Origin of the sequence: [Erwinia] mediterraneensis, from assembly GCF_900604315.1 — a bacterium.
GTDB lineage: Bacteria > Pseudomonadota > Gammaproteobacteria > Enterobacterales > Enterobacteriaceae > Pantoea > Pantoea mediterraneensis_A.
This window is the reverse complement of the sequence record NZ_LR026978.1, coordinates 3,751,471-3,776,895: the sequence shown is the minus strand read 5'-3', so window position 1 is coordinate 3,776,895 and position 25,425 is coordinate 3,751,471. Positions and strand designations below refer to the sequence as shown.

The window sequence follows — 25,425 nt, the reverse complement described above, 5'->3', positions numbered from 1 at the left end:
TCACCTCAAAATGAAGGCGGTAAACAACACATCGTTTACGACCTGAGGAGGTTGACCCTTAACCAGCGGCGGTGCCAGCACCTGCTTGATCTGCCCAACCAGATCCTGCTTGCCTTGCTCGGTTGCCAGCGCCGCAGCGTTCTGGCGCGAGAGCAGCAGCAGCAGACGACTGCGCACTTCAGGCAGATATTCAGCCATCCGACGACGCGTATCCTCGTCCGGCATACGCAGGGTAAACCCTACATACAACACCCGATCAGGATTGTTGTCGGGATTAACCAGGTTAACGGTAAAGGTATCAAGTGCAAAGAATACCGGTGCCGCAGGCGGTTGCCCTTTTGCCGCTTCCGCCTGTCCACCTTCAGGTTTATTCATCATTCGCCAGACTGCATAGCCGGCAACGCTACAAGCGGCCAGCGTTACTATCAGTAACACCGGAATTAATATTGAACGTTTGCGGCCTTTAGCTTTCGCGTTATCAGACATTTTTGCAGTAACTTCCTGTGAATTAGGGGCAAGCCTCTCAGCTTGTCTGAACAGATTATCCCGCGTCTTAAGTCAAACAATGGGAAGAAAAGACGCGGGTTTTACGCTTACCTTCAGCGTTTGTCGCTGTCAGGCAAAAGTATCAACGGCGCCGTTGCCATTTACCCGCGCCTGTAACGAGGCTGGTACGGCGATCGGCGTTATATCACCGTCACTCTCCGCGGCGAGCGGAAAGCGGCCATGCTGGCCGTCACGGCGTGCTTCCTGTTGGCCCTGATAGCCCTGTCCCTGTGCAAAGGCGTCGCTGCTGACATTGCTCTGTCCCAGGTTAATCCCGCTTTCTGCCAGGGCGCTGCGCAGTTGCGGCATGGCCGCTTCCAGCGCCGCGCGCACCTGACTGTGGCTGGAAACCATATTCAGCTGCGCCTGATCGTTATCCAGCTTCAGGCTGATCTGAATGGCCCCGAGGTCTGCAGGATGCAGATGCAACTCCGCATTCTGCTGGCCGTTGCGCGTAAACATCAGGATCTGCTGGCTGAGCGCCTGCTGCCACTCGGAACTGCCGAGCTGAGCATTCAGCATCGGCGTTGAGGGCGAACTGATATTCGCGGAAGGCGTTACCGGCGCGCTGACTGCGCTGGCGCTACTCAGCATGGCGCTGGCAGGGGAACTGCCAGGTTGCGTATCCACAGTAAAGCTCTTCTCCTCCAGCGAGCCGGATGCCTGACGGAAGCTGCTGTCCAGGGTAAGCGGCGCAGCGGAAAGCGTCTGAGCCCCAGATGCATGCGTCCGGTTCCCTTCTTGTGCCTGAGTGCCGGTGAGCACGCTGCCTGTCTCCTGTGTCGCGTCGCTACGGGCGCTCAGCAGGCTGGCGGCCGTCAAAGGCGCACTCTGCGCACCTGCAGGGCGCAGGTTAATCCCGGGCTGGTTCTCCGCAGAACGCACGGTGACCGGTAACATGGCGAACAGCGCCTGCAGGTTCTGCTGATCCGTCGCGCTCAGGGTGACCGTTTCAGAATTTCCTTTATCATCGGCGGATTTAAGGGCGGCTTTAATCTTTTCCGGTGATAACAGGGTGTTCAGCGTATCGGGATTTTCCAGCGAGGCGAGCAGGGCATCCAGCGCCTCAGTCGGCGCCGCCTTTGCCTCTGCGTCCACCGGTTTTTCCGCGGTTTGCGCCAGATCCTGAGGCTGATTCGCCAGCGTCAGCAATTGCTGGCCTAATTCTGCCAGAAAGTCTTGCGGCAGCCCCGCAATTCCCGGCGCGCCATCCCCCTGCGGCACGCTCTCTCCTTCGCCAGCACGGCCGGTAACTGGGGTGCTGGTAATGATGTTTGGCAGCGTAATCATTCGCTTTTCCTCATGGCTGCCCGTTGGGCAAATTCATCCATCCGTTTCTGATCGAGACGGTTTTCCTGTCGTAATGCATTTTCCGCCGCCCGTGACAGCAGCGTTTGATAGGCGTTGAGCCGCTGCTGCTTCTCACGCCAGCTGGCCAGTGCCTGCTCCAGGCGTCGGTTCCACTGCTGCAGCTGCTGGCGATGCTGCTCAATCGCTTTTTCCAGCGTCTGGATAAACTGGTGGTAGTTGGTCCAGCGCGAGCTGGCGATACCGCCAGACATATCGTCATTAAGCTTATGGCGATACTCATCCTGATAATTGAGCAGCATGTTGAGCTGCTCATCAGCCTGTTGTACGCCACGGCGCATATCGCCGAGATGGACTGCGGCTTTTTCCAGGTCTTTTTCCGCGAGATCGCGTAGCGTATCGATAGCATTTGCGGTTTTCATGGCGTCACCTTGCTTTCAGCGTCGATCAGCCGAACAGTGTCTGCAGATGCTGGCAGGCATCGTCGTAATTGCTGCGTTCATAAATGCTCTGTTGCAGGAAAGCTTCCATCTGGGGATAAAGCGAGATCGCTTTATCCAGCATCGGGTCGCTGCCTGCCGCGTAGGCGCCCACGCTCACCAGATCGCGGTTACGCTGAAAGGTGGAGAGCAACTGCTTAAACTGGCGCACGCGCGCGTACTGCGTTTCATCAATCAGATGGGTCATCACACGGCTGATTGAGGCTTCGATATCAATAGCCGGGTAGTGACCCGCTTCCGCCAGGCGGCGTGACAGCACAATGTGTCCGTCCAGAATGGCACGCGCTGAGTCGGCAATCGGATCCTGCTGGTCATCCCCTTCGGTCAGCACGGTATAAAAGGCGGTAATAGAGCCGCCGCCATGCGTACCGTTACCGGCGCGCTCCACCAGCGCGGGTAGCTTGGCAAACACCGAAGGCGGATAACCTTTGGTCGCCGGGGGCTCGCCGATCGCCAGCGCAATTTCACGCTGCGCCATGGCGTAACGGGTCAGCGAATCCATAATCAACAAGACATGCTGACCACGGTCGCGAAAATCTTCGGCAATACGGGTAGCATAGGCGGCACCCTGCATACGCAGCAGCGGCGAGACGTCCGCCGGGGCGGCGATAACCACCGAACGCGCGCGGCCTTCCGCGCCGAGAATATTCTCGATAAAGTCTTTCACCTCGCGGCCACGTTCGCCGATCAGGCCAACTACAATGACGTCCGCTTTGGTATAGCGCGCCATCATGCCCAGCAGCACGCTTTTCCCCACGCCGGAACCGGCGAACAGACCCATACGCTGACCGCGTCCCACGGTAAGCAGGGCGTTGATGGCGCGCACCCCGGTATCGAGCACATCGGTGATCGGTGTACGCTGTAACGGATTAAAGGGCGCGGTAATCAGCGGCGCGCGGTAGCCGGTGTCGGGCGAGGGCAGGCCATCCAGCGGCCGGCCACTGCCGTCCAGCACGCGCCCCAGCAGTTCCGGCCCCAGCAGCAGCTGTTTGCCGCTTTGCGCATTGTCGCCGGCGAGACGGGCGTAAACGCGTGCGCCCGGTAAAATACCGTCCACCTCTTCCAGCGGCATCAGAAACAGTTTCTGACCGTTAAAGCCCACCACTTCACTTTCGACTTCGGTGATGTTTTTACCGTCATTACGCTCAATAACGCAGGTAGCGCCCAGCGGCAGCTGCAGGCCAGTGGCTTCCAGTACCAGGCCGGTGGCGCGCGTCAGGCGGCCATAGCGACGTACCGGTTGTACCTGTGAGATGCGCTCTTCAAACGCATCGAGCGCGCCGAGCCAGCGTGAAAGACGTGAGGTCATTACAGTTCTCCTGGCGCGGCGAGGCGACACAGTTCCTGCCAGCGTGTCGCGACGCTGGCATCGAGATCGCCATCCTCGGCGCTGAGTTTACAACCGCCAGGATGCAAGGTGTTGTCGGCCAGCAGTCGCCAGCCGTGCAGATCCAGCGTCGGACCCAGCGTCTGTTCGATGCGTTGCAGATCGTCCGGATGAACGCGCAACTGCGGCTTGCCGTTAAACATCGGCTCCTGCTGCAGCAGTTGCTGAATCTGACGGAGCAGGGCGCTGCCATCCACTGCGGTGGCCTGGCCAATCACCTGCCGCGCCGCTTCCAGCGCCAGCTGCATCAGACGCGAGGCGATCACGCTGTCGAGCGCTTCCAGCGTGTGCTGGAATTCGGTGACCAGCTGCTGCATACGCGCCTGGAGCGGCGCCTGCTGCTGCCGGGCATCGGCGAGGCCCTGCTGGAAACCGGCGTCATAGCCCGCTTTCTGACCTTCGGCAAAGCCCTGCTGATGACCTTCCTGATAGCCCTGACCCTGCGCGTCTTTGCGCACCTGCATTTGCAGCTGCTCCAGCTGGCGTTGCTGCTCGTCTACCGCGTCGTAGACCACTTCCACTTCCGGTAACGGCTCGATTTCCGGTTCGTTTAAACGGCCCAGGTCTTCAGGCTGCCAGCGCTGCCAGGGACGGGAAGAAAAGGCATCAGACATAGGTTTCCTCGCCAGCGCCAATCACCATTTCGCCCGCTTCGGCCAGACGACGTACAATCAGCAGAATCGCTTTCTGTTCGTTCTCTACCGCCGACATACGTACCGGGCCACGGTTGGCCAGATCGTCGCGCAGGATATCCGCCGCACGGGCAGACATGTTGCGCAGGAACTTCTCGCGCAGCGGCTGCTCGGCCCCCTTCAGGGCGATCAGCAACTGCTCGGACTCCACTTCCTGCAGCAAACGCTGAATACTGCGGTCGTCGACTTCCACCAGGTTTTCGAACAGGAACATTTCGTCGATAATTTTCTGCGCCAGTTCGCCATCGAAGCTGCGTACCGCTTCGATAACCGCTTCTTCCTGCTGCGATTTCATCAGGTTGATGATTTCTGCCGCCGTTCTCACGCCGCCCATCTTCGCCCGCTTGAGATTCTGACCATCCAGCAGGTTGTTGAGCACTTCGGTAAGCTCTGCCAGCGCGGCGGGCTGCACGCCGCCGAAGGTGGCGATACGCAGCATCACATCGTGACGCAGACGTTCGTCGAACAGGGCGAGAATATCTGCCGCCTGGTTCCGCTTCAGGTGCACCAGGATGGTGGCGATAATCTGCGGATGCTCGTCGCGAATCAGATCGGCTGCCGCCTGCGGTTCCATGAAGTTGAGGGTTTCCATGCCGCTGGTGGTTTCGCGCGTCTCCAGAATATCTTCCAGCAGGGTAGAGGCCCGCTCTTCCCCCAGCGCTTTGACCAACACCGAACGCAGATACTCGTTGGAGTTGAGGCTCAGGGCAGCATACTGCTCGGCATCCATCTCGAACTGGCGCAACACCTCAGTCAGCTGCTTGTGTGAAACCTGCTTCATATTGGCCATGGCCGAGCTGAGGTGCTGCACCTCACGCTGGTTCAGGTGTTTAAACACCTCAGCGGCGCGCTCCTCGCCAATGGTCATCATCAGGATGGCGCTTTTTTCTGTACCGGTCAGATTCACACTCATAGTTCGTTACTCATCCACTCGCGGATAACCAGCGCGACGACGCGCGGATCGTTTTCAGACATGTCGCGGATGCGCTGGCTCATCACTTCAGCGCTCACTCGATTCTGGAACTTACGCTCCTGATCTTGCTCATCTTTGCTGAGCTGAACGTTATAAGCTTCCTGTTCTTCTTTCGCCTGCGCTTGCTGTGCTGCTGCTTCAAGGGCCGCTTTTTCCACTTCCTGCTTACGTATCAGTTGCGGACGGACCAGTTTGCGATAGAGCACAAAGGCAACCAGGGCAATCAGCAGCCAGCGTCCGCCACTCATCAGCTGATCAAAGAAGGCTTGCTGCTGCCAGAAGGGCAGGTCACCGCCGCTGTTATCCACCGCGTTGAAGGGTGAATTCACCACGTTGATGCTGTCGCCACGTTGCTGCGAGTAGCCAATCGCTTCACGCGTCAGATCTTCCAGCTGTTTGATCTGCTGCTCGGTCAGCGCAACGGTTTTGCCTTTTTCGTCGGTACGGTAGTTCACTACCACCGCGACCGAGAGACGCTGCACATCGCCCACGTTCATTTTGGTGTGGCGGACGGTACGGTCTACTTCATAGTTCACCGTGTCATCGCGACGCGAGTTGGTGGGCGTTGCGGGACGCGCGGTGCTGGTCGTGGTGGTGTTGTTTGCCGGGTTATTCGCGTTATTGCCATTCGCGTTAGCGTTATTGGCGTTCGGCGTCTCTACCGGAGCAGCGGTAGCCGGCGCAGGCTGATTCGACAGCGCTCCCGGAACGCCACCCGGATAAGGGCTGCCGGACTGATCGCTGGTGCTGGTCTGACGCGAACGGATCGCTGAATTATCTGGACTGCCGTTGGGTTTATACTGCTCGTCAGTTTGCTCACGCGTGTCGAAGTTAATCTGAGCGGTGACCTGCGCATGCACATTACCCTGGCCGACAATCGGGTTGAGGATAGCTTCAATGCGCTGTTGATAACGCGATTCCACCTCGCCGGTGTATTTCAGCTGTGCATCATTGAGGTTACGGCCATCAGCATCGGTACGCGTCAGCAGGCGACCTGTCTGATCGACTACCGTGACGTTGCCCGGCGGCAGGCCGGGAACACTACTGGAAACCATATGCACAATGGCGTTGATCTGACCTTCATCCATCGCGCGGCCTGGCTGCAGACTGATGGTCACTGAGGCGGAGGGCGCTTTCTGCTCACGCACAAACAGCGTGGGCTTCGGCATCGCCAGATGCACGCGCACACCCTTGACCGGGCCGAGGGTCTGGATAGTACGTGCCAGCTCGCCTTCCAGCGCGCGCTGGTAGTTCACCTGCTCACTGAACTGGCTGATGCCAAACTTTTCTTTATCAAGCAGTTCAAAGCCCACCGAGCCGCCTTTCGGCAGACCCTGTTGCGCCAGTCGCAGGCGCAGTTCATGGACGTTCTCTGCCGGCACCATCAGGGCGCCCCCGCTTTCATTGAAGCGATAGGGAATGTTCATCTGCGTCAGCTGGGTGACAATAGCGCCGCCATCTTCATCAGAGAGATTGTTATAAAGGACGCGGTAGTCGGGCGCTTTTGCCCAGAGCACCAGAGCGAACACAATGGCGATAGCCGCTGCGGCGGCGACAATAATGGGGATACGTGGGTTTGCACGCAAACGGGCAACAAGGTCACTTACGCCTTTTTTTGCTGAATCCTGTGTGGCTGCTGCACTCGCATTCATGACCAATTCCTGCCTGACAAATTTGACCGTGTTTGTTGTGGTGACAAAACTGACTCCCTGATACTGCGTGAATTAAGTTCCACTCCAATGCATGGCATTATTTGTTAACTCAGGAAATTCGATGGGCCAAAAAGCCCATCTTTTTAGGGTCATTTAAAGCCTTTGTCTCATTGACAATGTGTTAACTTTCGCTGCGTAGATAAATCACCCCCTACTTTGATGAGGTAGTGCATGTCCATTCAGGCGATTGATAACGTATTGCAACAGCTGCAAATCACGTCCCTGCAGGCCAGTAACAAAACCAGCGAAGCCACTAACCATGTCGATTTTGCGGCGACCATGAAAGCGGCACTGGATAAGATCAGCGAGACTCAGAGCCAGGCGCGGACCCAGGCACAGGATTTTGAGATGGGCAAGCCGGGCATCTCACTGAACGATGTGATGGTCGATCTGCAGAAGTCTTCTATCTCTATGCAGATGGGGATCCAGGTAAGGAATAAGCTGGTCTCAGCCTATACGGATATTATGAATATGCAGGTATAGTTTTTTTAAATTACTGAAATTTTATACTATTATCCTGGATCTGTTTTCCGGTAGGGCATATGTAGGACAACGTCAGTAAATTTTGAGTACATCAGGATTACTTGCGCTCTGTTGTTCTCCTGCATCCTGGTTCCGTACAACCAGGTAAACCCTCTGCGCATTTGCATAGCCCTCTGGCTGGCGATGAAGTAGTAAGTTTACTCCTCCAGCAGAGCGCGCGCAGAAGCGATAAGTGTGTCTGGACTGGCTGAGCTTTCGTTACGTCAGTCTGGCTTTTTTGGTCGTTGCACGCCACATCTGCAGAAATAATGCTACCACGTAGTCATTATCATCCTTATTGTTTGAAGTGGTCAACAAAAACTGGCCACCGAGTTAGAGTTTTTCCAGTATCGGTTTTCCGATTCGTTTGGGGGTAACCCACCGTTATAGCCATGCGGCCTTAGCGAGCTGTAATACCCGACGATATAGTCCGTGATCGCATGAGCAGCTTCGCTAAAGTTTATATAACCTGTCACTGGCACCCACTCGTTTTTCAGACTCCGGAAGAAGCGTTCCATCGGGCTGTTGTCCCAACAGTTTCCACGTCGGCTCATACTCTGCCTGATTTGGCAACGCCACAGTAACTGCCGGAACTGCCTGCTTGTATAATGACTGCCCTGATCGCTGTGGAACATTACTCCGGCGGGCTTGCCGCGCGTTTCCCATGCCATTTCCAGCGCTTTAATGGTGAGTCTGCTGTTCGGTGAGAACGACATTGCCCAGCCCACTGGTTTTCTTGCGAACAGGTCGAGAACAACGGCGAGGTACGCCCAGCGCTTACCTGTCCAGATATAGGTCACATCACCGCACCACACCTGGTTTGGCTCTGTTACAGCGAACTGTCGCTCAAGATGATTCGGGATAGCTACGTGCTCATGACCGCCACGCTTATACCGGTGAGTCGGCTGCTGGCAACTGACCAGCCCCAGCTCTTTCATGAGCCTGCCAGCAAGCCAGCGCCCCATCTGGTAGCCTCTCTGGGTTGCCATTGTGGCGATGCTTCTTGCTCCGGCCGAACCGTGGCTGATGCCATGTAGCTCAAGTACCTGACTGCGTAATACAGCCCGTCTGCCGTCTGGTTTTTCAGGACGGTTTTTCCAGTATCTGTAGCTACTGCGGTGAACCCCGAACACGTGGCAGAGAGTGGTCACAGGATAACGCGCCCTGAGTTTCCCGATTATCGAGAACTGTTCAGGGAGTCCGACATCAAGAGCGCGGTAGCCTTTTTTAATATATCGTTTTCCATTTCAATGCGTTGTAGCTTTTTCTTCAGCTCACGTATTTCAATCTGTTCTGGGGTTATAGGGGAGGCTTTAGGTATTTTTCCCTGTCGTTCATCCCGCAACTGCTTTACCCATCGCGTCATGGTAGAAGGACCCACATCCATAGCACTGGCCGCAGCTGCAACGGTGTAGTTCTGATCAAGGACCAACTGAGCGGATTCGCGTTTAAACTCTGCGCTGAAATTTCTTTTTTTCATTGAGGCACCTGTAATGTTCTGAGGTGAGCATATCACCTCTGTTCAGGTGGCCAAATTCAGTAAACCACTTCAGTTGATGGCGTTAATGCTCGCGTGAGGTAAAAGAATCATGCTGGAAGTCTGGGGTAGAAAAACATCCTCCAACGTGCAGGCCTTGATGTGGTGCATAGGGGAGTTGGGTTTGCCGTATCATCGATATGATGTTGGTCACCGATTTGGCGGCACGGATACGCCTGAATTTTATGGGCTGAACCCAAACCGCACTATCCCTGTACTCAGAGACGGGCATCATAAACCTCTGTGGGAGACAGGAGCAATCCTGCGGTATCTGGCTAACCGCTACGCACAAGAGAGCTTCTGGCCTGCTGATGACGTTGCCAGAGCAGATGTGGATCGGTGGATGGAGTGGTCGAAATTAAATATTGCGCTCCTTTTTACCGCGCCGGTTTTCTGGCGTGTTGTTCGTACTCCTGCTGCAGAGCGCGACCACAAAGCGATTAAGATCGCGGTCAATACCTTTGAGCAAAAACTTGTGATTGCAGAAGAGCAACTGGCGGGCCGCCAATTCCTGGTGGGTGATGAGTTTACTCTCGCAGATATTCAATTTGGGCATGTGCTGTATCGCTATTACGATATAGATATTGACCGCATGACGTTGCCGAATCTCAAGGCATATTATGCCCGACTAAAGGCACGGCCTGCGTTCAACGAGCATGTCATGGTTTCTTACGATGAGCTAAAAGAGTAAGCCATTGCAGGTGATTTTGTACCGGATGGATAAGCATATTCAGACCGGAAAACAGGCCATTACGCCGTATTACTTCAGCGCACAGATAATCCACCGTGTCATGAATGACCTCGCCACTGCGCGATATCAGCAGACATCACCCACCCACCCTCAGGTGGGCTTGTTACAGACAGATTTAGTCGATGGGCCTGAGTTGCAGTAACTCAATCAGATCGTCGATATCATTACTGGCCGCGTGCCGCTCAACCGCCACGGCATAATAGTTGCCTCTGTAATAATGCTTGTTTACCGCGACCTGCCGGCCCGACTGGTTGTCAGTAGGTGTGCCAGCCGCCGACGCCATGGGGGCAGAAATCTCCAGCGGGCTTTCAAATTCCTCTTTTTCAATAATCGTATTGTTGCCGTCCTTTGCAAGCAGTAGGTGCTGTACGCTCATTATCCTTTCTCCTTTTATCTGTCGGGCCGACGCGCGGCGAGACTCCCGCCTGGCATACTGAGGGCTTTGCCTGTCTGTGTTGCAGGTGCAGCCTGGTGATCAGAAATAATGCTTTTGCCTGAATATCATAATTAGATGCAGGTCAGCCATAATGCAACCCGCGTAACCTGGATCAGACGTCTGCGGCTCTGTTGCTGACAGGGAAACAATGGCGGATATGCCGATACTTGAAACAGTAATTGTTATGTTATAACGTATGTATCTCTGAAGCACACCGAGGATTTTACATTGACCAGTTACTCATTAATAAAGCGCTTTACGCTGGCGGCGCTTTGCATTGCCGCTCCTGCGTTTGCTCATAATCACCATTCCCATGGCGCACCTCTGACCGAAAAGGAGCAGAAAGCTTCTGAGGGCATTTTTAACGATAACGATGTGAAAGAGAGACAGTTGAGCGACTGGGAGGGCATGTGGCAGTCCGTTTATCCGCTTTTACAGCAGAATGAACTTGATCCCGTGTTCAGAAAGAAGGCGGAAAAGGAGCAGGGGAAAAGCGTCCAGCAGATCAAAGAGTATTACCGCAAAGGTTACGCTACCGATGTAGACACCATTGGCATTGAGAATGGGGTAATCGAGTTTCACCGCGGCGATAAGGTCTCCTCCTGCCACTATAAATATGCGGGTTATAAGATCCTCACCTATGCCTCCGGTAAAAAAGGCGTGCGCTATCTGTTCAGCTGTCAGGATGCCAGCAGTGAAGCGCCTGCGTACGTTCAGTTCAGCGATCACATTATTGCGCCCCGTAAATCAACGCATTTCCATATCTTTACCGGTAATACCTCACAGGAAGCGTTACTACAGGAAATGGATAACTGGCCAACCTATTATCCTTACCAGTTACTGAAAGAGCAGGTGGTCGATGAGATGTTACATCACTGAGGCTTAGCTTTGTCACGGGCTGCGCTGCCGTTAACTGCGATTACACAAGGCGCGGACGTGTGCATCAGATCACCATTTTTGTTAATTTTTCTAATCTTTTTCGCGTTTCTGCCGATTATGTTTTTTGCCGATTCTGGCGGGATAGTTGAATCTAAAGAGTAAAAAATGAAAAAATTAGCATTAATGGCAGTGGCTGCATCAGTTTTACTTTCCGGTTGTACCGTGCGTGTGGCCGATATGACGGTAGGGAGCACGAAAAATTACAATCTGAATGCGGCTAAATTTGAAAAGGGCCAGCGTGTTACTGGTGACGATAAGGTTCCGGTGGTGCTCTTTCCTCTGGGTATTCCTAACGTGAAAACGGCGATGGATCGTGCCATTGAGAAAGATAAGTGTGCTGTGGGTCTGAGCGACGTCGTCGTTTCACAGCTGAATCACTCCTTTATTGTCGGCACTATCGGATACCGCGTAGAAGGAACGCTTATCATCGATAAGTCTCAACCCGGCTGTGAAAACCACATCTGAAGCGCGCTTCTTCACTGAAATAAACGCCCGGCGGCTGGATACTCCAACCGCCGGGCGTATAAGTGAATTTTTCGGCTCACCCTGAGCAGTCGTCTCTCCGGCACCAGGCTCTGACGCACTTTCGCCGCAGCAAAAAGCCTGAATATGACCCGACCTGCTCGTGGAGTTTCCCGGCGGACTATACTTACCCTTTCGCAAAGGAGGAAGCTATGGTCGACTTGAGAGAAATGAACGAAAAAATCCATGAAATACTCGATGGCGATGAGGCTACCGGGTTTAATGCGTCAACAGCCAATAAGATTATGACTACGGTCAAGCCTTACTGGCAGGCGGGGGATGATACGGTGAAAAATGATATCCGCCAGAAGCTGACCCGTCTGCAGGCTTCCGGCGTGCCGTTCCCGGACAATTTCCAGGACGCGCTGGCTTCTGAGTAGCACGGCCAGGCACAGGGCCGCCGCAGCGGCCTTGACAACGGCTGAGCGCGCTGCGACAGCATCAGGGACCAGGTCGCGCGCTCTGGTTTCTTAATTTAAAAAAACTAAATTCTGCCGCGCCAGCCACCGTTTTTCTGTCCTTCTCATCATCCGCAACTGGTCTCATTCGTTACGCTGGCGATAGCGACGTTGTTCAACCAGCGTGCCAATGATGCGTACAGAAACCTGCTGCGAGCGCACGGGAGGGTAATCCTCATTTAACGGCACCAGTTCAAAACACTCTTTACCACCGACGATACCGCGTGAACGGTACTTCGCCACCCGCGTTTCGTCACCACACAGGGCCACCACAACGTCGCCTGGCAGCGGAGCAAGCTCAGGTTCAAAAATGGCACAGTCACCTTCACGGAGTTCCGGCTCCATCGCCTTTCCTTTGATCATCAGGGCAAATGCCGCCTCTGACAGCGCCATATGACTCTGCACATATTCAACATTGTTTAGCGTCTGGCGCAGCTGCTCATCCGCAGTCCAGTGTGCCGCCTGGCCATAACCGATTACCGGCACGCTATAAAAGTCGACAGGAGCAGGGCTCAGTTGAAAAACCTGTCCTTCGCCATCCACGATATAGGCGGGAGCACAGCCTAAAGCCTCTGCTACGCGCAGCAGGTTCTCACCGCGTGGCACGGTCTCATCTTTCTCCCATTGTGAAATAGCGACATGCGATACCCCCACCTTAGCGGCGAGGGCTTTCTGGGTTAACTGAAGTTCTTTGCGTCTCGCTCTGATGCGATCGCCAGCAGTAGCTTTAATCATAATTAAGTTATCTTAAATGAGCTTGACTTAAGTTTCCTTTAGCTTAATAATTTAAGCAATCTTTAATTTGTCAGAGGTTATTACGATTGTGATAGCGCTCTGTTCAGTGTGTTTATCGTGAATTGCCCAATGCGAGAGGTGTGGCATGGAGAATAGCTTGATAACCAGCGTCGGTGCGTTACTCCTTGGAGGGAGTGCAGCTGCTCTTTTCTGGAAACCGCTATTAGCAGGTATTGCCTCTTTCATGACGACTAATCGGGCGGGCGGCGAGATCATTACCAGCTACAAAGAGCAGGTAATGTTGCTGAAAGAGAGCAACGAACGACTCAGGAAGGAAAATGATCTGTTACGCGAGCGGCACGACAAAAGTCGCCAGCGTATTTCGACGCTCGAAACCGATTTGCGTCTGATCAAAAGCTCGGTTTCTATTCTGCTGGCAATGACCGAGGTTGATAAGAACGACAAGTTTCGCAGTGAGGTGGATCGGCTAATTAAAACTCTGGAGGAGAGCAATCATGATGTCAGTCAATAATGAAGTGCGGCCAAAACTTTACAAGCGGAACCTGATCCTGGGTTGTGTGCTGCTTATCTCAGCGCTGATTTGCATAATGATGACCATTATTTTTCTCTACGTCAGTAGCGAAGCGAACCGCAGAGTGGCCAGCATTCGGGCGGAATATCGCGACATTGCCGATCGGCGTGAGTATAAAGTAGAGGAGCTCTCCAACAGAGTCGCGGCGTTACAAAAAAAGCTGGATGCGCTGCCTGAGCGAACCGCCAGCAAGACGGCAGACAAGGTCAAAGAAGCGGTAAAAGAGGAGGCTGCGCAGTGAAAGCGCGCAGACCTCGCGCAATGAGCGCAGCAGCATCCTGACAGGCGCGCTATGCTTGAAACAAGGAGGTCTTTATGTGCGGACGATTTGCTCAGTATCAGCCTCGGGACGCTCTGCTGGCGCCGCTTCATCTGTCTGACAGCGCTATCCCTTATGACCCGGTGCCCATCGGGCGCTATAACGTGGCACCGGGCACCCGGGTGCTACTGCTGAATCAGCGTGATGGACTGCTGCATCTGGATCCTGTGTTCTGGGGATATGCGCCAGAGTGGTGGGAGAAGGCGCCTTTAATTAATGCGCGCAGCGAAACCGCCGCCAGTGGACGTATGTTTAAGCCACTATGGCGCAACGGGCGGGCTGTTGTCCCCGCCAACGGCTGGTATGAATGGAAACGGGCAGGAGATAAAAAGCAGCCCTATTTCATCCATGCAAAGGACGATGCGCCGCTCTGGTTTGCGGCAATTGGCAAAGCGCCTTACGATCGGCCACATGAAAAAGAGGGCTTTGTGATCGTTACGGCAGCCAGCGACAAAGGGATGGTAGATATTCACGACCGTCGCCCGCTGGTACTCACGGCTGAGGCGGCCCTGGCATGGATGAGTGCCGACACCTCACCACAACACGCAGAAGAGATTGCACATGATGGCGCGTTGCCGGAAGAGGCGTTCAGCTGGCATCCGGTAAGCCGTCAGGTAGGCAATATTCATAATCAGGACGAAACTCTGATTGCAGAAATTAACGATCCGCTTATTTAACAAAGCAACAGGGCAGGGTAGCCCTGTTGCTTTAAAACGGCGCAGGTAAATAAAAATAACGCAGCGATAATCAGCGCTGAGTTTTAATTTTTACCCCACGTTCACATTAATTGATACCCTTGACTAAGCGTTAATAATGACCGCTGCACTCTGAGCTATTTATTTTTGTAAAGAAAATAAATGCGCTGTCAGCCTTGCTGTCATTTAATAATAATTATAGGTTACCAGGGCGAGATTTTTATTTTTGTCAATCCAGCTGAATTGTGTTGTACCGATATGGTAAGGCAAGGTCCCTTGCACGTTCGTATTTATCAGCACCGGCTGTGACCGCCACTGGCCCTCGCGGTAGCAGCTCACCTGAGGCGCAGCGGGCAGGCCGCCAGTGTAGCAGCCATCTTCGACAATTCTTCCCTGAAAATGGACCGTGCCGGAATCGGCGGCGTAAGCGGGCATAAACAGGAGCGCAGGAATAAAAAGCGCAAACAACATTACTGATAAAGCGGAGGGTGTAAGTTTTGTGGAATTTATGATCATGTGGGTAACCTCCTGTCATGAACATATTTAAATTATCGGTGAGGTAGCTAAAATTTTTGGCTTTTATGTGCGATCTTTACGGCTCACAGGAAATATTTTTACTTAGCCGCTGAGGTTAATTATTCTTTTTTAATAATGCAGGGTTTTGCCGTTCGGTATATTTACCAGCAAGCAGGTTTATTTACGGCTAGGCTAAACTGTCAGCAGGCTTGTTTTAAAACATAAAAACAGCAAAATAGATGGAGAGAGCCAGAGAGGCAGCGAGATTTTTTCTGGTATGCCATGCTATTTATTAGCATACTATTTTTTTGGCCAGCAAGACGCCCTGAAGGACAGCACAACGCAGATCAGCATTTCATGATGGCGATACGGGAAAATACCATCGCCATCAGTCAGCCTGAGCGGACGTAAAGCAGACAACAGGCACAGACTCGCTCATCCGGGTATCGTGCAGTGCGAGGCCCGAAAAAGGTACAACACCCGGCGGTGCATGCAGTAGAAGGCAACCGGGTGTCAGTCAGCGACCAGCCACATATCCGCCTCATCAAACATCTCTTCGATGATGCGTGCCAGGGTTGCTTTATCGTTCTTGCTCATATCCGTATCAATAGCATTACGTTCCATGGGTTTCACCTTGACTTCAATCTCAGGAAAAACCCGATGTACACGCTTTTCCAGCTCTTGCAAGATCATCTCACGGGCACCGGGCAGACCTGCGACGTTGCGCTTGTCGTAAATCAGTTCAACAAACATTAGGGGGTTCCAATAAGCTAACACTAAACCCCGCAATAATACTGTAAATCCAAACAGTATCAAGCGCGGAGCAGCAGGCAACGAAAAATAATTTCTTTTTACGCCACATCCCGCAAACCCGCCGCATTCTTATGCTTGCTGAGAGGATAAAAGAGGAGAGTGGGTGGCCCTGACAGGAGTGACAGCATGAAACAATTGGTCATTGATATTCTCATGAAGATGGCCGCCATGGATGTCGGCACCAAAGAGCTGACCGCACAGGTCGAAGCGCAATCCCTGCTGGTTGCGGCGTTGCTGATTCAGGCTAAGTCAGATAACGCACTGACGATAACGCAGACGGTGCAGGAAGCGATTGTCACCGCCTCGGTATCTTCCACGGAATTTCTACAGTCAGATGTCGATTTATTGCTGACGCACGTTAATCGGCTGTTGGCCGTAGCGCGTATGATTGAAGTCAAAGTGACACGGAGTTAAAGACAGGAAGGGAGATGAAAAAATGAACCTCTGGAGGTGGAAATCCAGTGACACCTCCAGAGGCAGTGCAATTACACTATTCGTTCAAGGACAATCAACGACTTGGGTCGCAGATTAAAAGTTATATCATCCTTAACCGGTTGTACAATTTGCGCAACGCAGAAAAGTAGTGGTTGGAGGTGTATTTTAAATGCACTTTAACTGGCTGTGTTATAAGTCATTTTTCCGGCAAAAGGCTTCCCAGCTCATTCCCAGCGCTTGCGCGTGTGATTTCAGATAAGCTTCGATTGCTTCTGCCGCGACGGCTTTATCCGGCTCAGCAAGCTGAATGGAAAACAGGATACCGTCCAGTTTCTTCTGGCGCAGAAAAGCCGCATAGATGCGTTCGGCGTGTAAATTTTTCAGGGCCTCCAGCGTCATCCCGGCGGCGCTGGCATCGGCGGGCGTCAGTTCGTCCAGCGCTTGCTGGAAATCGGGATGTGCTGAGAAAAACATGTCGCGCGCGCGGGCGTAATACTCTTCAGGGGTTTTCATGCGTGTGTCCTGCATTTTATTCAGGGCTCAAGTGTACCCTTTCCGGTGCCAGAAAGGCCAGGCGGCACTGCGCTGCTGCGAGGAAAATCGCGCCAACGCAGCAGATATCTTGCGTAACCACAGTGAAAAATTATAACTTAGCCGCCATTGAACAGAAGTCAGGGATACAGCATGAAAAAGTGGATTGCCGTTGCGGCACTGGCGTTAGGCGGTTGTGCGCAAATCAGTAACTATGAGCAGGCAGTGAAAACCCCCGCGCCTGCACAACTGCAGGGCAACTGGCAGACCGCAGGGCCTCAGAGCGGTTTAATTAACGAAAATGCCATCGGCTCGCTGATCATCAGCGCGCAGGGAGATACGCTTGACTGTCGTCAGTGGCAGCGCGTCATTGCCAAGCCCGGCAAACTGACGCAGCTCAATGGTGAGTATGTCAACGTCAACAAGCAGGTGCGGGTCATGCCGCTGGAGCTGGAGGGGGACGAGCTGCACTATGATGGTCTGGTGATGCGTAAGGTAGAACGGCCAACGCTGGAATGTCAGCAGGCCCTGGCAGCGGCGGCAGAGAATCCTGAGCAGAAGATCATTCAGAATATTGAGCCGGAAATTATGCGTCCCCAAGCCACAGGCGCAGACAGCGCATCCTGATTTTCAGCGGCACCGCGTCTGAAAAAGCTTATCAGACGCGGCGTGCCGAACAGCAGAGGGCGTAAATCAGGGCTTATCCTGCGGCAGCAGCACGGTGCCGCTGTTACCGTAGGCCGACAATACCGACTTTTGCCTGGATGACTGGCTCACCAGCGCAGCCAGCTCATTCATCCGCGCCTGCAGCAGCCGTTTGACTTCACTCTCATTATCAAGGATCTGCCGCAGCATGGGCTTTAACTGGTTCTGCAGCAGGCCGGAAACCTCGGCTGTCCCGGTGGATTGCGCCAGCTGTTGTACCTTGCTGACATAGTCCACTTCTTTCTGAATCAACTCATCCCATTCACCGGCGACAGCAAGACGTCGCATCTCCTGGCTAAGGCCGAGTAACTGTTGATGAATAGCAAGCAGATGCGGAGTGGTCATTTAAAGTGCGTCCTGAGCGGGAGCCTGGACGACTTCTTTCCAGGCGTCGGCGATATTGCGCAGTAAAGCTTCCACTTCTTCGATCGCGGCCACATCGTTATGCAGGTTGGCTTTCAGCAAACGACGTACCATGTAGCTGTACAGTCCCATCAGGTTTTGTGCCAGCTCGTCGTTGCTGTTGTCATCCAGGCCCTGTTTCAGGCCGCTTTCAATAATATTGATCGCCCTGGAAATGGAATTGCCTTTGCCTTCCACATTGCCATCCTGCATAAACAGGCGGGCGCGCACCAGAGCACTGAGCGCACCGTCAAAGAGCATTACCATCAGCTGCTGCTGGCTGGCGCTCATGACGGCACTCTCAACACCAATTTTTGCATAGGCCTGGGTGCCGTTAGCGCTGTACATAATTAGTTACCTTCTCCGTTATTTATTGTCGGTGGTCATGTTTTCGAACTGAGTCGTCAGATAATCGCTGGTGCTGTTCAGTTTACTCATCGTGATATCCAGCTGAGTAAACTGCTCTTTGTAGCGGGCGATCATCGCATCGATACGCTGGCTGGTGCTGTTGTACTGTTTGGTCAGCGTGTTGAGCGTTTTACTCACGCCATCAGTGGCCGACTGCACAATACCACTGCTGGAGAGCCAGCTGGTGAGGTTAGTAGCGATTTTCGTGGTGATACCGGTGGTTTTGCCATCGCCAACAATCATCTCTTTTACGCCTGCCGCATCGCTGGATAAGGCACTTTCCAGTTTGCTGTCATCCAGGGTGAGTTTGCCGCTGGTGGGATCGGTAGTGATGCCTATTTGTGAGAGAGTTTTGAAGCTGGAGGTGCTGGCTGTGTTATTCAGCATGCCTTGCAGCTGGGTCTGAATGGTACGCAGCGTGCTGTCGCCCAGCAGGGCGCCGTTGCTTGAGCTCTGGGCATCGGCACCCGCATCCACCGCGGTGTACTTCGTCAGACTTGAGAAGGTATCCTGCAGCGCATTATAGGCGTCTACCCAGCTTTTCACCGCATCTTCGGCCTTAGAGGTATCTTTAGTGATGGTCAGCGTCTGGTCGCTGGTGGTGGTTTCACTGAGATTCAGGGTGATCCCTTCCAGCGCATCACTGATGGTATTGCTGCTGCTGGTAATGGCGACGTTATTCACCGTGATTTTTGCGTCCTGTGCTGCAACGCTCTCTTTCATCCCGTTACTGCCGCTACCGAGAAAATCCTGCAGCGCCGTATCGCCGCTGACACTCAGCGTCATGGCGTTTTTGGTGCCGGTTTCGTTAGAGGTCAGAGAAAGGACATAGCTGCCTTCTGCGGTTTTAATAATGCTGGCGCTGACGCCCGCATTAGCACCATTGATCGCATCGCGAATGCCGCTCAGCGAGGAGTTTTCTGGCTTCAGGGAGAGGGTAACCGGATCTTTGCCGTTCCCCTGCTGAATAGTAATAGTGCTGTCGCTGCTGGCGATGGCCGTTTTGGTGTCGCTCTGCGTCTGGCTTGAGGTCAGCGTCTGTGCCTGTGCCAGCTTCTCAATGCTCACCGTATATTTTCCGGCAATGGTATTGCCCGACGTGGTGGCAGTGAAGGCTGTTGAGTTGGTGGTGGCTTTGGTGGCGCTAAACAGGTCGGCGCTGTTCAGCGCAGTATTGGCCGTCTGAAAACTGGTGAGGGCGCTTTTCAGGGTGCCATAGGCGCTTAGCTTCGCGGTGTATGCGCTTTGCTGGGTAGAGATAGGCGTCAGCGACGCTTTTTCCGCAGTCTGCAGGCTGTCCAGAATACTGCTCAGGTCCAGACCGGATCCTACGCCCAGGGTAGAGATACTTGCCATGTTTTTTTCCTTATCAAAATGACACGGAGAATGAATACCGGGGTTATCGGCCAGCATGGCAGAAAGTTTATGCTGAATGTGCAGCGCTTAATGGCGGGAACAGAACAAATAGAGAAGGGCATTTCAGCGACTAAAAAAATTGTCCCGTCACGAAAAAAAATTCTAAAGGTTGGCAGGGGAGAGACGATAACAGGGTTGACGGCGATGAAGCCGACGGGTTGAAACCCACAACTTAATCAAAGACTTGAAATACAGGAAACTAAATCATGACCCAAGTCATTAATACCAACAGCCTCTCGCTGGTCACCCAGAACAACATGAACAAATCTCAGTCTGCGATGTCTACCGCGATTGAGCGCCTGTCTTCAGGTCTGCGCATTAACAGCGCGAAAGATGACGCTGCTGGCCAGGCCATTGCTAACCGTTTTACCGCTAACATCAATGGTCTGACCCAGGCGGCACGTAACGCCAACGACGGTATCTCTATCGCACAGACCACTGAAGGTTCACTGTCAGAAATCAACAACAACTTACAGCGTATCCGTGAACTGACTGTACAGGCACAGAACGGCACCAACTCTGAGTCTGACCTGAACTCCATCCAGGACGAAATCACTTCTCGTCTGAACGAAATCGACCGCGTATCTGGTCAGACTCAGTTCAACGGCGTGAAAGTACTGGCTTCAGACAACACCCTGAAAATCCAGGTTGGCGCAAACGACGGCGAAACCGTTTCTATCGACCTGAAAAAAATCACTTCTGAAACGCTGGGTCTGGATGGTTTTAACGTGAATGGCAAGGTCGCTGTGGATAACGCTAAAGCGTCTGAAGCAGATCTGACCGCAGCTGGCTTTACTCAAGGTACCGTGGACGCTAACGGTAACAGCGACTGGACTAAAACTACCACTACTACTCACAATGCAGCGACAGCAGCAAATGTACTGTCTAAAATCAGTGATAACAGCACTATCAGTTACGCTGGCACAGACACTGGTTTAGGGCTCGCAGCTACTACAGATTATAAGTATGATTCAGCGACGCAATCATATACTTTTGATGTAGTAGGCGCTGTTGCTACATCCGGCGCAGCAGCAACGGCACTTAAAGGTTATTTAGGAACAGGTGATAACCTTGCTACAATTGACATTGGTGGTAGTAAACAGGAAGTAAATATTGCTAAAGATGGCACGATCACCGATACAAATGGCGATGCTTTATATATTGATAGTACTGGCAACCTGACTAAAAACAAAGCAGGTCTTAATGCTACCAATCTGGCAACGGTGGACAGTTTATTTGATAAGACTCGTACTGGTACTCAGGATGCCACTGTCGAATTCGTCAGTGGGATGTCAGCTCATTTTGATGCGGCTGCCGACACAGTTGATTTTACTGGTGCATCAATTTCTGCGGATGCAATGGCTACAGCGTTAAATGGTAAGGCCTATAGCGTAGCTATTGGTGCTGAGTCTTATCAGGTTGCTGCTGGTGGCGCGGTGACAACTCCTGCTGGTGGTGCTACTGCTGTCTTCACTGATGCCGATGGTGCATTGACCACTAATGCCACTTCCATCAAGGTTGATACTTACCATGAGTTTGCCAACGGTAACATTTATGATGATAAAGGTGCAGCGCTGTATAAAGCTGCTGACGGTAGCCTCACTACAGAGGCTACCGGTGAGTCTGAAGTTACTAAAGATCCGCTGGCTGCGCTGGATGCTGCTATCAGCTCCATCGACGAATTCCGTTCAAGCCTGGGTGCGATTCAGAACCGTCTGGATTCAGCGGTAACTAACCTGAACAACACCACCACTAACCTGGCTGCAGCGCAGTCTCGTATTCAGGATGCTGACTACGCGGTGGAAGTTTCTAACATGTCTAAAGCGCAGATCGTTCAGCAGGCAGGTAACTCCGTGCTGGCGAAAGCGAACCAGGTTCCTCAGCAGATTCTGTCCCTGCTGCAGGGCTAATCGCTCGCAGATTCACGCTTTACCCCAAACCCCGCCTCGGCGGGGTTTTTTATCTCTGCGTTTAATCCCAAAGATTATCAATTTGTTACAGTTCCCCGCCCCGGTGCCGATAACCTCTTCATATTGAATGAGTCTCGATCCTGGAGTGTCCATGCGCTTCAACTATGACCTGTTACCCGGTGCGCACCTCAGTTTTGAGGAGATCGCCATGCGCTATGCGCGTCTGCATCCGGAGGAGAAGGAGCTCACGGCCCGTGCGCTGCTCACCCCCTCGGTCAGCCCACGCAAGCTGGTGATCCGTGCGGTATTCGCGCATCAGCAGAGCAACAGCCCGCTGGAAGATTTACTGTTTATCTCCAGCGACAACGAGCGTAAAAATTATCTGCGCCGCTTCGAGCACTACCTGAAATCGCAGCAATCCTTCCACTATTTCCGCCGCATCCCGGAAGATCAAAAAGAGAATCTGTGGAAGGTGATGGGTAAAAGTCAGGTCTATGCGATGATCGATCCCCATTCTGCCGACGCACAACACCTGTTAAACAGCCGCGGTTATAAACTGGTACTGATGCGCCAGGACGAGCAGGAGAGTTACTGGCAGCTGTTTGACCGCGAGGCGCATCCCTGTTTCGCCACTTCACGTCGCATTCAGTTCATCGTGGTGTTGAGCACGCCACAGCAGAAAGTGCCCACCGCGGTGATGCCCGGCACTGAAGTGGGGCGTCAGGTGAAAGCGAAAGTGCTCCAGCGCGCCAGCCAGGCTGAATTCGTTGCCGCCCTGAAGACGCGCTATGGCGCCTGCGTTATCACCGGCACGCGGCTGATCGAACGCTATCGTTGGCCCTGGCTGGAAGCCTGCCACATCAACACCGCAGAGAATGAGGAAGGTTTTCTCGCCGATAACAGTGTCGACAACGGCCTGTTTCTGCGCAGCGATCTGCAACGGCTGTTTATCAATGGTCTGCTGAGTATCGATGCGGACAGCGGGCGCGTGCACTTTCATCCCGGCGCTGAGGCGCAGGAAAACATAAGCCTTTTTTATCAGGAGATAGAGGGGAGGGTGTGCGCCCTGTGGGATGCGGTGCCGCCCGCCACCCGGGAAAGGCTGCGCGCCGCGCGCTAGTCATTGTCCTTATGGCGGAAAGCTCCGCCATTGATCCTGTCAAATTTGAAATTACCTCGCTTTTGCCCGCCTATTCTGCCAATCGAATCCCCTACAGAATTGGATAATTATGCCGATAACTTAATAACGCAGGGTAGTCAACGTGAACGATTTCTATACCGCCGAAGGCGTGATGGACAAACATTCGCTGTGGCAGCGATACGTCCCGCTGGTACGTCATGAAGCGTTGCGTCTCCAGGTCAGGCTGCCCGCCAGTGTCGAACTCGACGATCTGTTACAGGCGGGTGGTATCGGTTTGTTAAACGCGGTAGAGCGCTACGATGCGCTGCAGGGCACCGCTTTTACCACCTATGCCGTGCAACGTATCCGTGGGGCGATGCTGGATGAGTTACGCAGCCGTGACTGGGCGCCGCGTAGCGTACGGCGTAATGCCCGTGAGGTAGCCAATGCCATGCATCAGGTGGAGCAGGCGCTGGGACGTTCCGCAACCGAGCAGGAAATTGCTCAGTGGCTGAATCTCTCCCTGGAGGAGTATCGGCAGATTCTGCTGGATACCAATAATACCCAGCTCTTCTCCTACGACGAGTATCGGGAAGAGCATGGCGATAGCGCGGAACTGGTGACGGAAGGGCATGAAGAGGCCAATCCGCTGCATCAGCTACTGGAAGGGAATCTGCGTGAGCGCGTCATTGAAGCGATCGAAGCGCTGCCCGAACGCGAAAAGATGGTGCTGACACTGTACTACCAGGAAGAACTGAACCTGAAAGAGATTGGCGCCGTGCTGGAAGTGGGGGAATCCCGCGTCAGCCAGCTGCACAGTCAGGCGATCAAACGCCTGCGCGCCCGGTTAACGGGTGCGCGCTAACAGCCATCAGTTCCTGGCGATCCAAAAATATAATAAACCGGGGACTCTTTAATGAGAGCCAAAACAAAAGCCAGACCTTTAAGCCGTTATCTTAAAGACTATAAACACAGCCAGAGTAACTGTTCGCATTGTGGCAAGGTGCTGGACAGGATGGCATTGGTATTTCGTGGGCAGATCATCAATAAAGAAGCCATCACCCGTATGGATCAGGTGATTGATGAGCAGGTGTGGCTCAAGCTGCAGACCGAACTGACCGCGCTGTGCCGTTTTTGCAGCGATATTTTCTGCAATACCCAGCCCAACTACTTCGATATTATGGCGTTTAAACAGTATCTGTTTGAGCAGACCGAGATGAGCCACAGTACCATCCGTGAGTATGTGGTGCGCCTGCGTCGGCTGGACGATATGTTAAAGGCCAAAAATTATCCGGCAGAAAAGCTGGGCGGCAGCAGCTGGCACGAGTGTCTGCAAAACGATCTGCCGGATGCGGGTAACAACAATTACCGCATCGCACTGCGTAAATATGACCAGTTTTTAGGCTGGCGCCGCGGTTAAGCCTTGTGGTGTCCTGGCTGCTGTTGAAACAGACAGCAACAAGGGCACCATAAGCGGGATTAAGGATGATCCTTTTTCCATCTTCTGTAACACTGTAAGGATAAATGTTGATTGCCCCGGAGGCTGCATTGTCCTTACATCTTTTGCACCAGTTTCCTCGTCTTGAACTGCTCGGCGCGCCTACGCCGCTGGAGCATCTGCCACGTCTTTCTGACTACCTGGGCCGCGATATTTTTATCAAACGTGACGATGTCACGCCTGTGGCGCTGGGCGGTAATAAGCTGCGTAAGCTGGAGTACCTTGCTGCGGATGCTCTGCGTGCAGGCGCGGATGTGCTGCTGACCGCCGGGGCGATTCAGTCCAACCATGTGCGCCAGACGGCGGCGGTGGCCGCTAAGCTGGGCCTGAAATGCGTGGCGCTGCTGGAAAATCCCATCGCGACGACCGCCCCCAATTATCTGCATAACGGTAACCGTTTGCTGCTGGAGTTAATGGACGCCGAAGTGGTGATGGTCGAGGCGCTGCATAACCCGGCAGAACAGCTGGCGGAACAGGCTGAGCGTCTGGAAGCCCAGGGATTTCGTCCTTATATCGTACCGCCAGGCGGATCCAATGCGCTGGGCGCGCTGGGCTATGTCGGCTGCGCGCAGGAAATCGCTCACCAGAGTGAAGGGGTGGTGGATTTCGCCGCCGTGGTCGTGGCCTCTGGCAGCGCCGGTACTCATGCCGGGCTGGCGATGGGTCTGGAGCAGCTGCTGCCGGAGAGCGAGCTGGTGGGCGTCACCGTATCGCGCAAAGTCGCCGATCAGCTGCCGGTGGTGGAGCGTCTGCGCCAGCAGCTGGCGGAAAGCCTGGAGCTGCAGCCGCGCGCGCCCATCACCCTGTGGGACGACTACTTTGCGCCGCGTTACGGCGAGCCGAACGAAGAGGGTATGGAAGCGGTAAAACTGCTGGCGCGTCTGGAAGGGATCATGCTGGATCCGGTCTATACCGGGAAAGCGATGGCCGGTCTGATCGATGGCATCAGCCAGCAGCGTTTCCAGCGTGAAGGGCCGCTGCTGTTTATTCATACTGGCGGGGCACCGGCGTTATTTGCTTATCACCCTTCGCTCTGACATTAAGCAG

The 25,425-nt window shown here is 53.7% G+C and carries 32 protein-coding genes; 16 read left to right on the top strand and 16 right to left on the bottom strand.

Annotated features, from left to right (window positions below):
* The 7 genes from fliL to fliF form a co-directional block, all read right to left on the bottom strand.
* Complete coding sequence (gene fliL / locus E0E17_RS17805; protein ID WP_130835322.1) at positions 1-486, bottom strand: flagellar basal body-associated protein FliL; 486 nt, start codon at positions 484-486, stop codon at positions 1-3.
* Between the two features lie 129 nt (positions 487-615).
* The gene (locus tag E0E17_RS17800; protein ID WP_130835321.1) at positions 616-1,836 is read right to left on the bottom strand and encodes a flagellar hook-length control protein FliK; all 1,221 of its coding nucleotides are present in this window, start codon (positions 1,834-1,836) and stop codon (positions 616-618) included.
* Positions 1,833-2,276, bottom strand: a complete 444-nt coding sequence (gene fliJ, locus E0E17_RS17795; RefSeq protein ID WP_130835320.1) for a flagellar export protein FliJ — start codon at positions 2,274-2,276, stop codon at positions 1,833-1,835. Before fliJ ends, E0E17_RS17800 begins: the two co-directional genes overlap by 4 nt.
* Before the next feature lie 25 nt (positions 2,277-2,301).
* Positions 2,302-3,663, bottom strand: a complete 1,362-nt coding sequence (gene fliI / locus E0E17_RS17790) for a flagellar protein export ATPase FliI (RefSeq protein WP_130835319.1) — start codon at positions 3,661-3,663, stop codon at positions 2,302-2,304.
* A complete protein-coding gene (gene fliH / locus E0E17_RS17785) occupies positions 3,663-4,355 on the bottom strand; it encodes a flagellar assembly protein FliH (protein ID WP_130835318.1) in 693 nt (230 codons plus the stop codon). Before fliH ends, fliI begins: the two co-directional genes overlap by 1 nt.
* Positions 4,348-5,346, bottom strand: a complete 999-nt coding sequence (gene fliG / locus E0E17_RS17780; protein ID WP_130835317.1) for a flagellar motor switch protein FliG — start codon at positions 5,344-5,346, stop codon at positions 4,348-4,350. Before fliG ends, fliH begins: the two co-directional genes overlap by 8 nt.
* Positions 5,343-7,058 (bottom strand): flagellar basal-body MS-ring/collar protein FliF, encoded by a 1,716-nt coding sequence (fliF, locus tag E0E17_RS17775; protein ID WP_130835316.1) that lies wholly within the window; start codon positions 7,056-7,058, stop codon positions 5,343-5,345. Before fliF ends, fliG begins: the two co-directional genes overlap by 4 nt.
* Positions 7,059-7,289: 231 nt before the next feature.
* On the opposite strand from fliF, the gene fliE reads away from it, so the two are divergent.
* Positions 7,290-7,601: a flagellar hook-basal body complex protein FliE gene (gene fliE / locus E0E17_RS17770; RefSeq protein ID WP_130835315.1), complete on the top strand. Its 312-nt coding sequence runs from the start codon at positions 7,290-7,292 to the stop codon at positions 7,599-7,601.
* Positions 7,602-7,951: 350 nt separating this feature from the next.
* Here fliE and E0E17_RS17765 read toward each other — a convergent pair.
* Positions 7,952-9,120, bottom strand: a protein-coding gene (locus E0E17_RS17765; RefSeq protein ID WP_130835314.1) for an IS3 family transposase whose coding sequence is annotated in 2 segments (ribosomal slippage) — positions 7,952-8,871 and positions 8,871-9,120 — 1,170 coding nt in all. Because the reading frame shifts where the segments join, the coding sequence is not laid out codon by codon here.
* A gap of 109 nt (positions 9,121-9,229) precedes the next feature.
* On the opposite strand from E0E17_RS17765, the gene E0E17_RS17760 reads away from it, so the two are divergent.
* Positions 9,230-9,868: a glutathione S-transferase family protein gene (locus tag E0E17_RS17760; protein WP_130835313.1), complete on the top strand. Its 639-nt coding sequence runs from the start codon at positions 9,230-9,232 to the stop codon at positions 9,866-9,868.
* A gap of 175 nt (positions 9,869-10,043) precedes the next feature.
* Here the strand turns inward: E0E17_RS17760 and E0E17_RS17755 are convergent, their stop codons facing one another.
* Positions 10,044-10,304: a hypothetical protein gene (locus E0E17_RS17755; RefSeq protein ID WP_130835312.1), complete on the bottom strand. Its 261-nt coding sequence runs from the start codon at positions 10,302-10,304 to the stop codon at positions 10,044-10,046.
* 288 nt (positions 10,305-10,592) lie between these two features.
* Between E0E17_RS17755 and zinT the strand changes: the two genes are divergently transcribed.
* The 3 genes from zinT to E0E17_RS17740 all read left to right on the top strand — a co-directional run bounded on the left by zinT (position 10,593) and on the right by E0E17_RS17740 (position 12,205).
* Positions 10,593-11,243, top strand: a complete 651-nt coding sequence (gene zinT, locus E0E17_RS17750; RefSeq protein ID WP_439654638.1) for a metal-binding protein ZinT — start codon at positions 10,593-10,595, stop codon at positions 11,241-11,243.
* A gap of 165 nt (positions 11,244-11,408) precedes the next feature.
* Positions 11,409-11,768, top strand: a complete 360-nt coding sequence (locus tag E0E17_RS17745; protein ID WP_130835311.1) for a hypothetical protein — start codon at positions 11,409-11,411, stop codon at positions 11,766-11,768.
* Between the two features lie 209 nt (positions 11,769-11,977).
* Positions 11,978-12,205, top strand: coding sequence for a hypothetical protein (locus E0E17_RS17740; RefSeq protein ID WP_130835310.1), 228 nt, complete (start codon positions 11,978-11,980; stop codon positions 12,203-12,205).
* Positions 12,206-12,367: 162 nt separating this feature from the next.
* On the opposite strand, the gene E0E17_RS17735 is transcribed toward E0E17_RS17740, so the two are convergent.
* Entirely contained in the window at positions 12,368-13,018 is a 651-nt protein-coding gene (locus tag E0E17_RS17735; RefSeq protein WP_130835309.1) for a helix-turn-helix domain-containing protein, read from the bottom strand.
* A 145-nt stretch (positions 13,019-13,163) separates the two neighbouring features.
* On the opposite strand from E0E17_RS17735, the gene E0E17_RS17730 reads away from it, so the two are divergent.
* The 3 genes from E0E17_RS17730 to E0E17_RS17720 all read left to right on the top strand — a co-directional run bounded on the left by E0E17_RS17730 (position 13,164) and on the right by E0E17_RS17720 (position 14,606).
* Positions 13,164-13,550, top strand: coding sequence for a hypothetical protein (locus E0E17_RS17730; protein WP_130835308.1), 387 nt, complete (start codon positions 13,164-13,166; stop codon positions 13,548-13,550).
* Entirely contained in the window at positions 13,534-13,851 is a 318-nt protein-coding gene (locus tag E0E17_RS17725) for a hypothetical protein (protein WP_130835307.1), read from the top strand. The genes E0E17_RS17730 and E0E17_RS17725 overlap by 17 nt, the downstream gene beginning before the upstream one ends.
* Positions 13,852-13,925: 74 nt before the next feature.
* Positions 13,926-14,606, top strand: a complete 681-nt coding sequence (locus E0E17_RS17720) for an SOS response-associated peptidase family protein (RefSeq protein ID WP_130835306.1) — start codon at positions 13,926-13,928, stop codon at positions 14,604-14,606.
* 204 nt (positions 14,607-14,810) lie between these two features.
* On the opposite strand, the gene E0E17_RS20695 is transcribed toward E0E17_RS17720, so the two are convergent.
* Together E0E17_RS20695 and E0E17_RS17715 are read right to left on the bottom strand one after the other, a co-directional pair.
* Positions 14,811-15,059, bottom strand: coding sequence for a YmdA family protein (locus tag E0E17_RS20695; protein WP_500812376.1), 249 nt, complete (start codon positions 15,057-15,059; stop codon positions 14,811-14,813).
* 594 nt (positions 15,060-15,653) lie between these two features.
* A complete protein-coding gene (locus E0E17_RS17715) occupies positions 15,654-15,893 on the bottom strand; it encodes a DinI-like family protein (RefSeq protein ID WP_130835305.1) in 240 nt (79 codons plus the stop codon).
* Positions 15,894-16,079: 186 nt separating this feature from the next.
* On the opposite strand from E0E17_RS17715, the gene iraP reads away from it, so the two are divergent.
* Entirely contained in the window at positions 16,080-16,367 is a 288-nt protein-coding gene (iraP, locus tag E0E17_RS17710; RefSeq protein ID WP_130835304.1) for an anti-adapter protein IraP, read from the top strand.
* A 210-nt stretch (positions 16,368-16,577) separates the two neighbouring features.
* Here iraP and E0E17_RS17705 read toward each other — a convergent pair whose 3' ends face one another.
* A complete protein-coding gene (locus tag E0E17_RS17705) occupies positions 16,578-16,901 on the bottom strand; it encodes a DUF6388 family protein (RefSeq protein ID WP_130835303.1) in 324 nt (107 codons plus the stop codon).
* A 171-nt stretch (positions 16,902-17,072) separates the two neighbouring features.
* Between E0E17_RS17705 and yedD the strand changes: the two genes are divergently transcribed.
* A complete protein-coding gene (gene yedD / locus E0E17_RS17700) occupies positions 17,073-17,546 on the top strand; it encodes a lipoprotein YedD (protein WP_130835302.1) in 474 nt (157 codons plus the stop codon).
* A 66-nt stretch (positions 17,547-17,612) separates the two neighbouring features.
* Here yedD and fliT read toward each other — a convergent pair whose 3' ends face one another.
* From fliT to fliD, 3 genes are read right to left on the bottom strand one after another with little or no spacing between them, the layout of a single operon-like run.
* Positions 17,613-17,969 (bottom strand): flagella biosynthesis regulatory protein FliT, encoded by a 357-nt coding sequence (fliT, locus tag E0E17_RS17695; RefSeq protein ID WP_130835301.1) that lies wholly within the window; start codon positions 17,967-17,969, stop codon positions 17,613-17,615.
* Complete coding sequence (fliS, locus tag E0E17_RS17690) at positions 17,970-18,374, bottom strand: flagellar export chaperone FliS (protein ID WP_130835300.1); 405 nt, start codon at positions 18,372-18,374, stop codon at positions 17,970-17,972.
* Between the two features lie 18 nt (positions 18,375-18,392).
* Positions 18,393-19,790, bottom strand: a complete 1,398-nt coding sequence (gene fliD / locus E0E17_RS17685; protein WP_130835299.1) for a flagellar filament capping protein FliD — start codon at positions 19,788-19,790, stop codon at positions 18,393-18,395.
* 30 nt (positions 19,791-19,820) lie between these two features.
* Between fliD and E0E17_RS17680 the strand changes: the two genes are divergently transcribed.
* The 6 genes from E0E17_RS17680 (at position 19,821) to E0E17_RS17655 (ending at position 25,415) form a co-directional block, all read left to right on the top strand.
* Positions 19,821-20,012, top strand: a complete 192-nt coding sequence (locus tag E0E17_RS17680; protein ID WP_130835298.1) for a hypothetical protein — start codon at positions 19,821-19,823, stop codon at positions 20,010-20,012.
* Between the two features lie 44 nt (positions 20,013-20,056).
* On the top strand, positions 20,057-21,760 hold the full coding sequence (locus tag E0E17_RS17675; protein WP_130835297.1) for a FliC/FljB family flagellin: 1,704 nt from the start codon (positions 20,057-20,059) through the stop codon (positions 21,758-21,760).
* Positions 21,761-21,911: 151 nt separating this feature from the next.
* Positions 21,912-22,880: an HNH endonuclease signature motif containing protein gene (locus E0E17_RS17670; RefSeq protein ID WP_130835296.1), complete on the top strand. Its 969-nt coding sequence runs from the start codon at positions 21,912-21,914 to the stop codon at positions 22,878-22,880.
* A 142-nt stretch (positions 22,881-23,022) separates the two neighbouring features.
* A complete protein-coding gene (locus E0E17_RS17665) occupies positions 23,023-23,745 on the top strand; it encodes an RNA polymerase sigma factor FliA (protein ID WP_130835295.1) in 723 nt (240 codons plus the stop codon).
* A 51-nt stretch (positions 23,746-23,796) separates the two neighbouring features.
* Positions 23,797-24,300, top strand: coding sequence for a flagella biosynthesis regulatory protein FliZ (gene fliZ, locus E0E17_RS17660; RefSeq protein ID WP_130835294.1), 504 nt, complete (start codon positions 23,797-23,799; stop codon positions 24,298-24,300).
* A 128-nt stretch (positions 24,301-24,428) separates the two neighbouring features.
* Positions 24,429-25,415 (top strand): D-cysteine desulfhydrase, encoded by a 987-nt coding sequence (locus tag E0E17_RS17655; protein ID WP_130835293.1) that lies wholly within the window; start codon positions 24,429-24,431, stop codon positions 25,413-25,415.
* Positions 25,416-25,425: the final 10 nt, after the last annotated feature.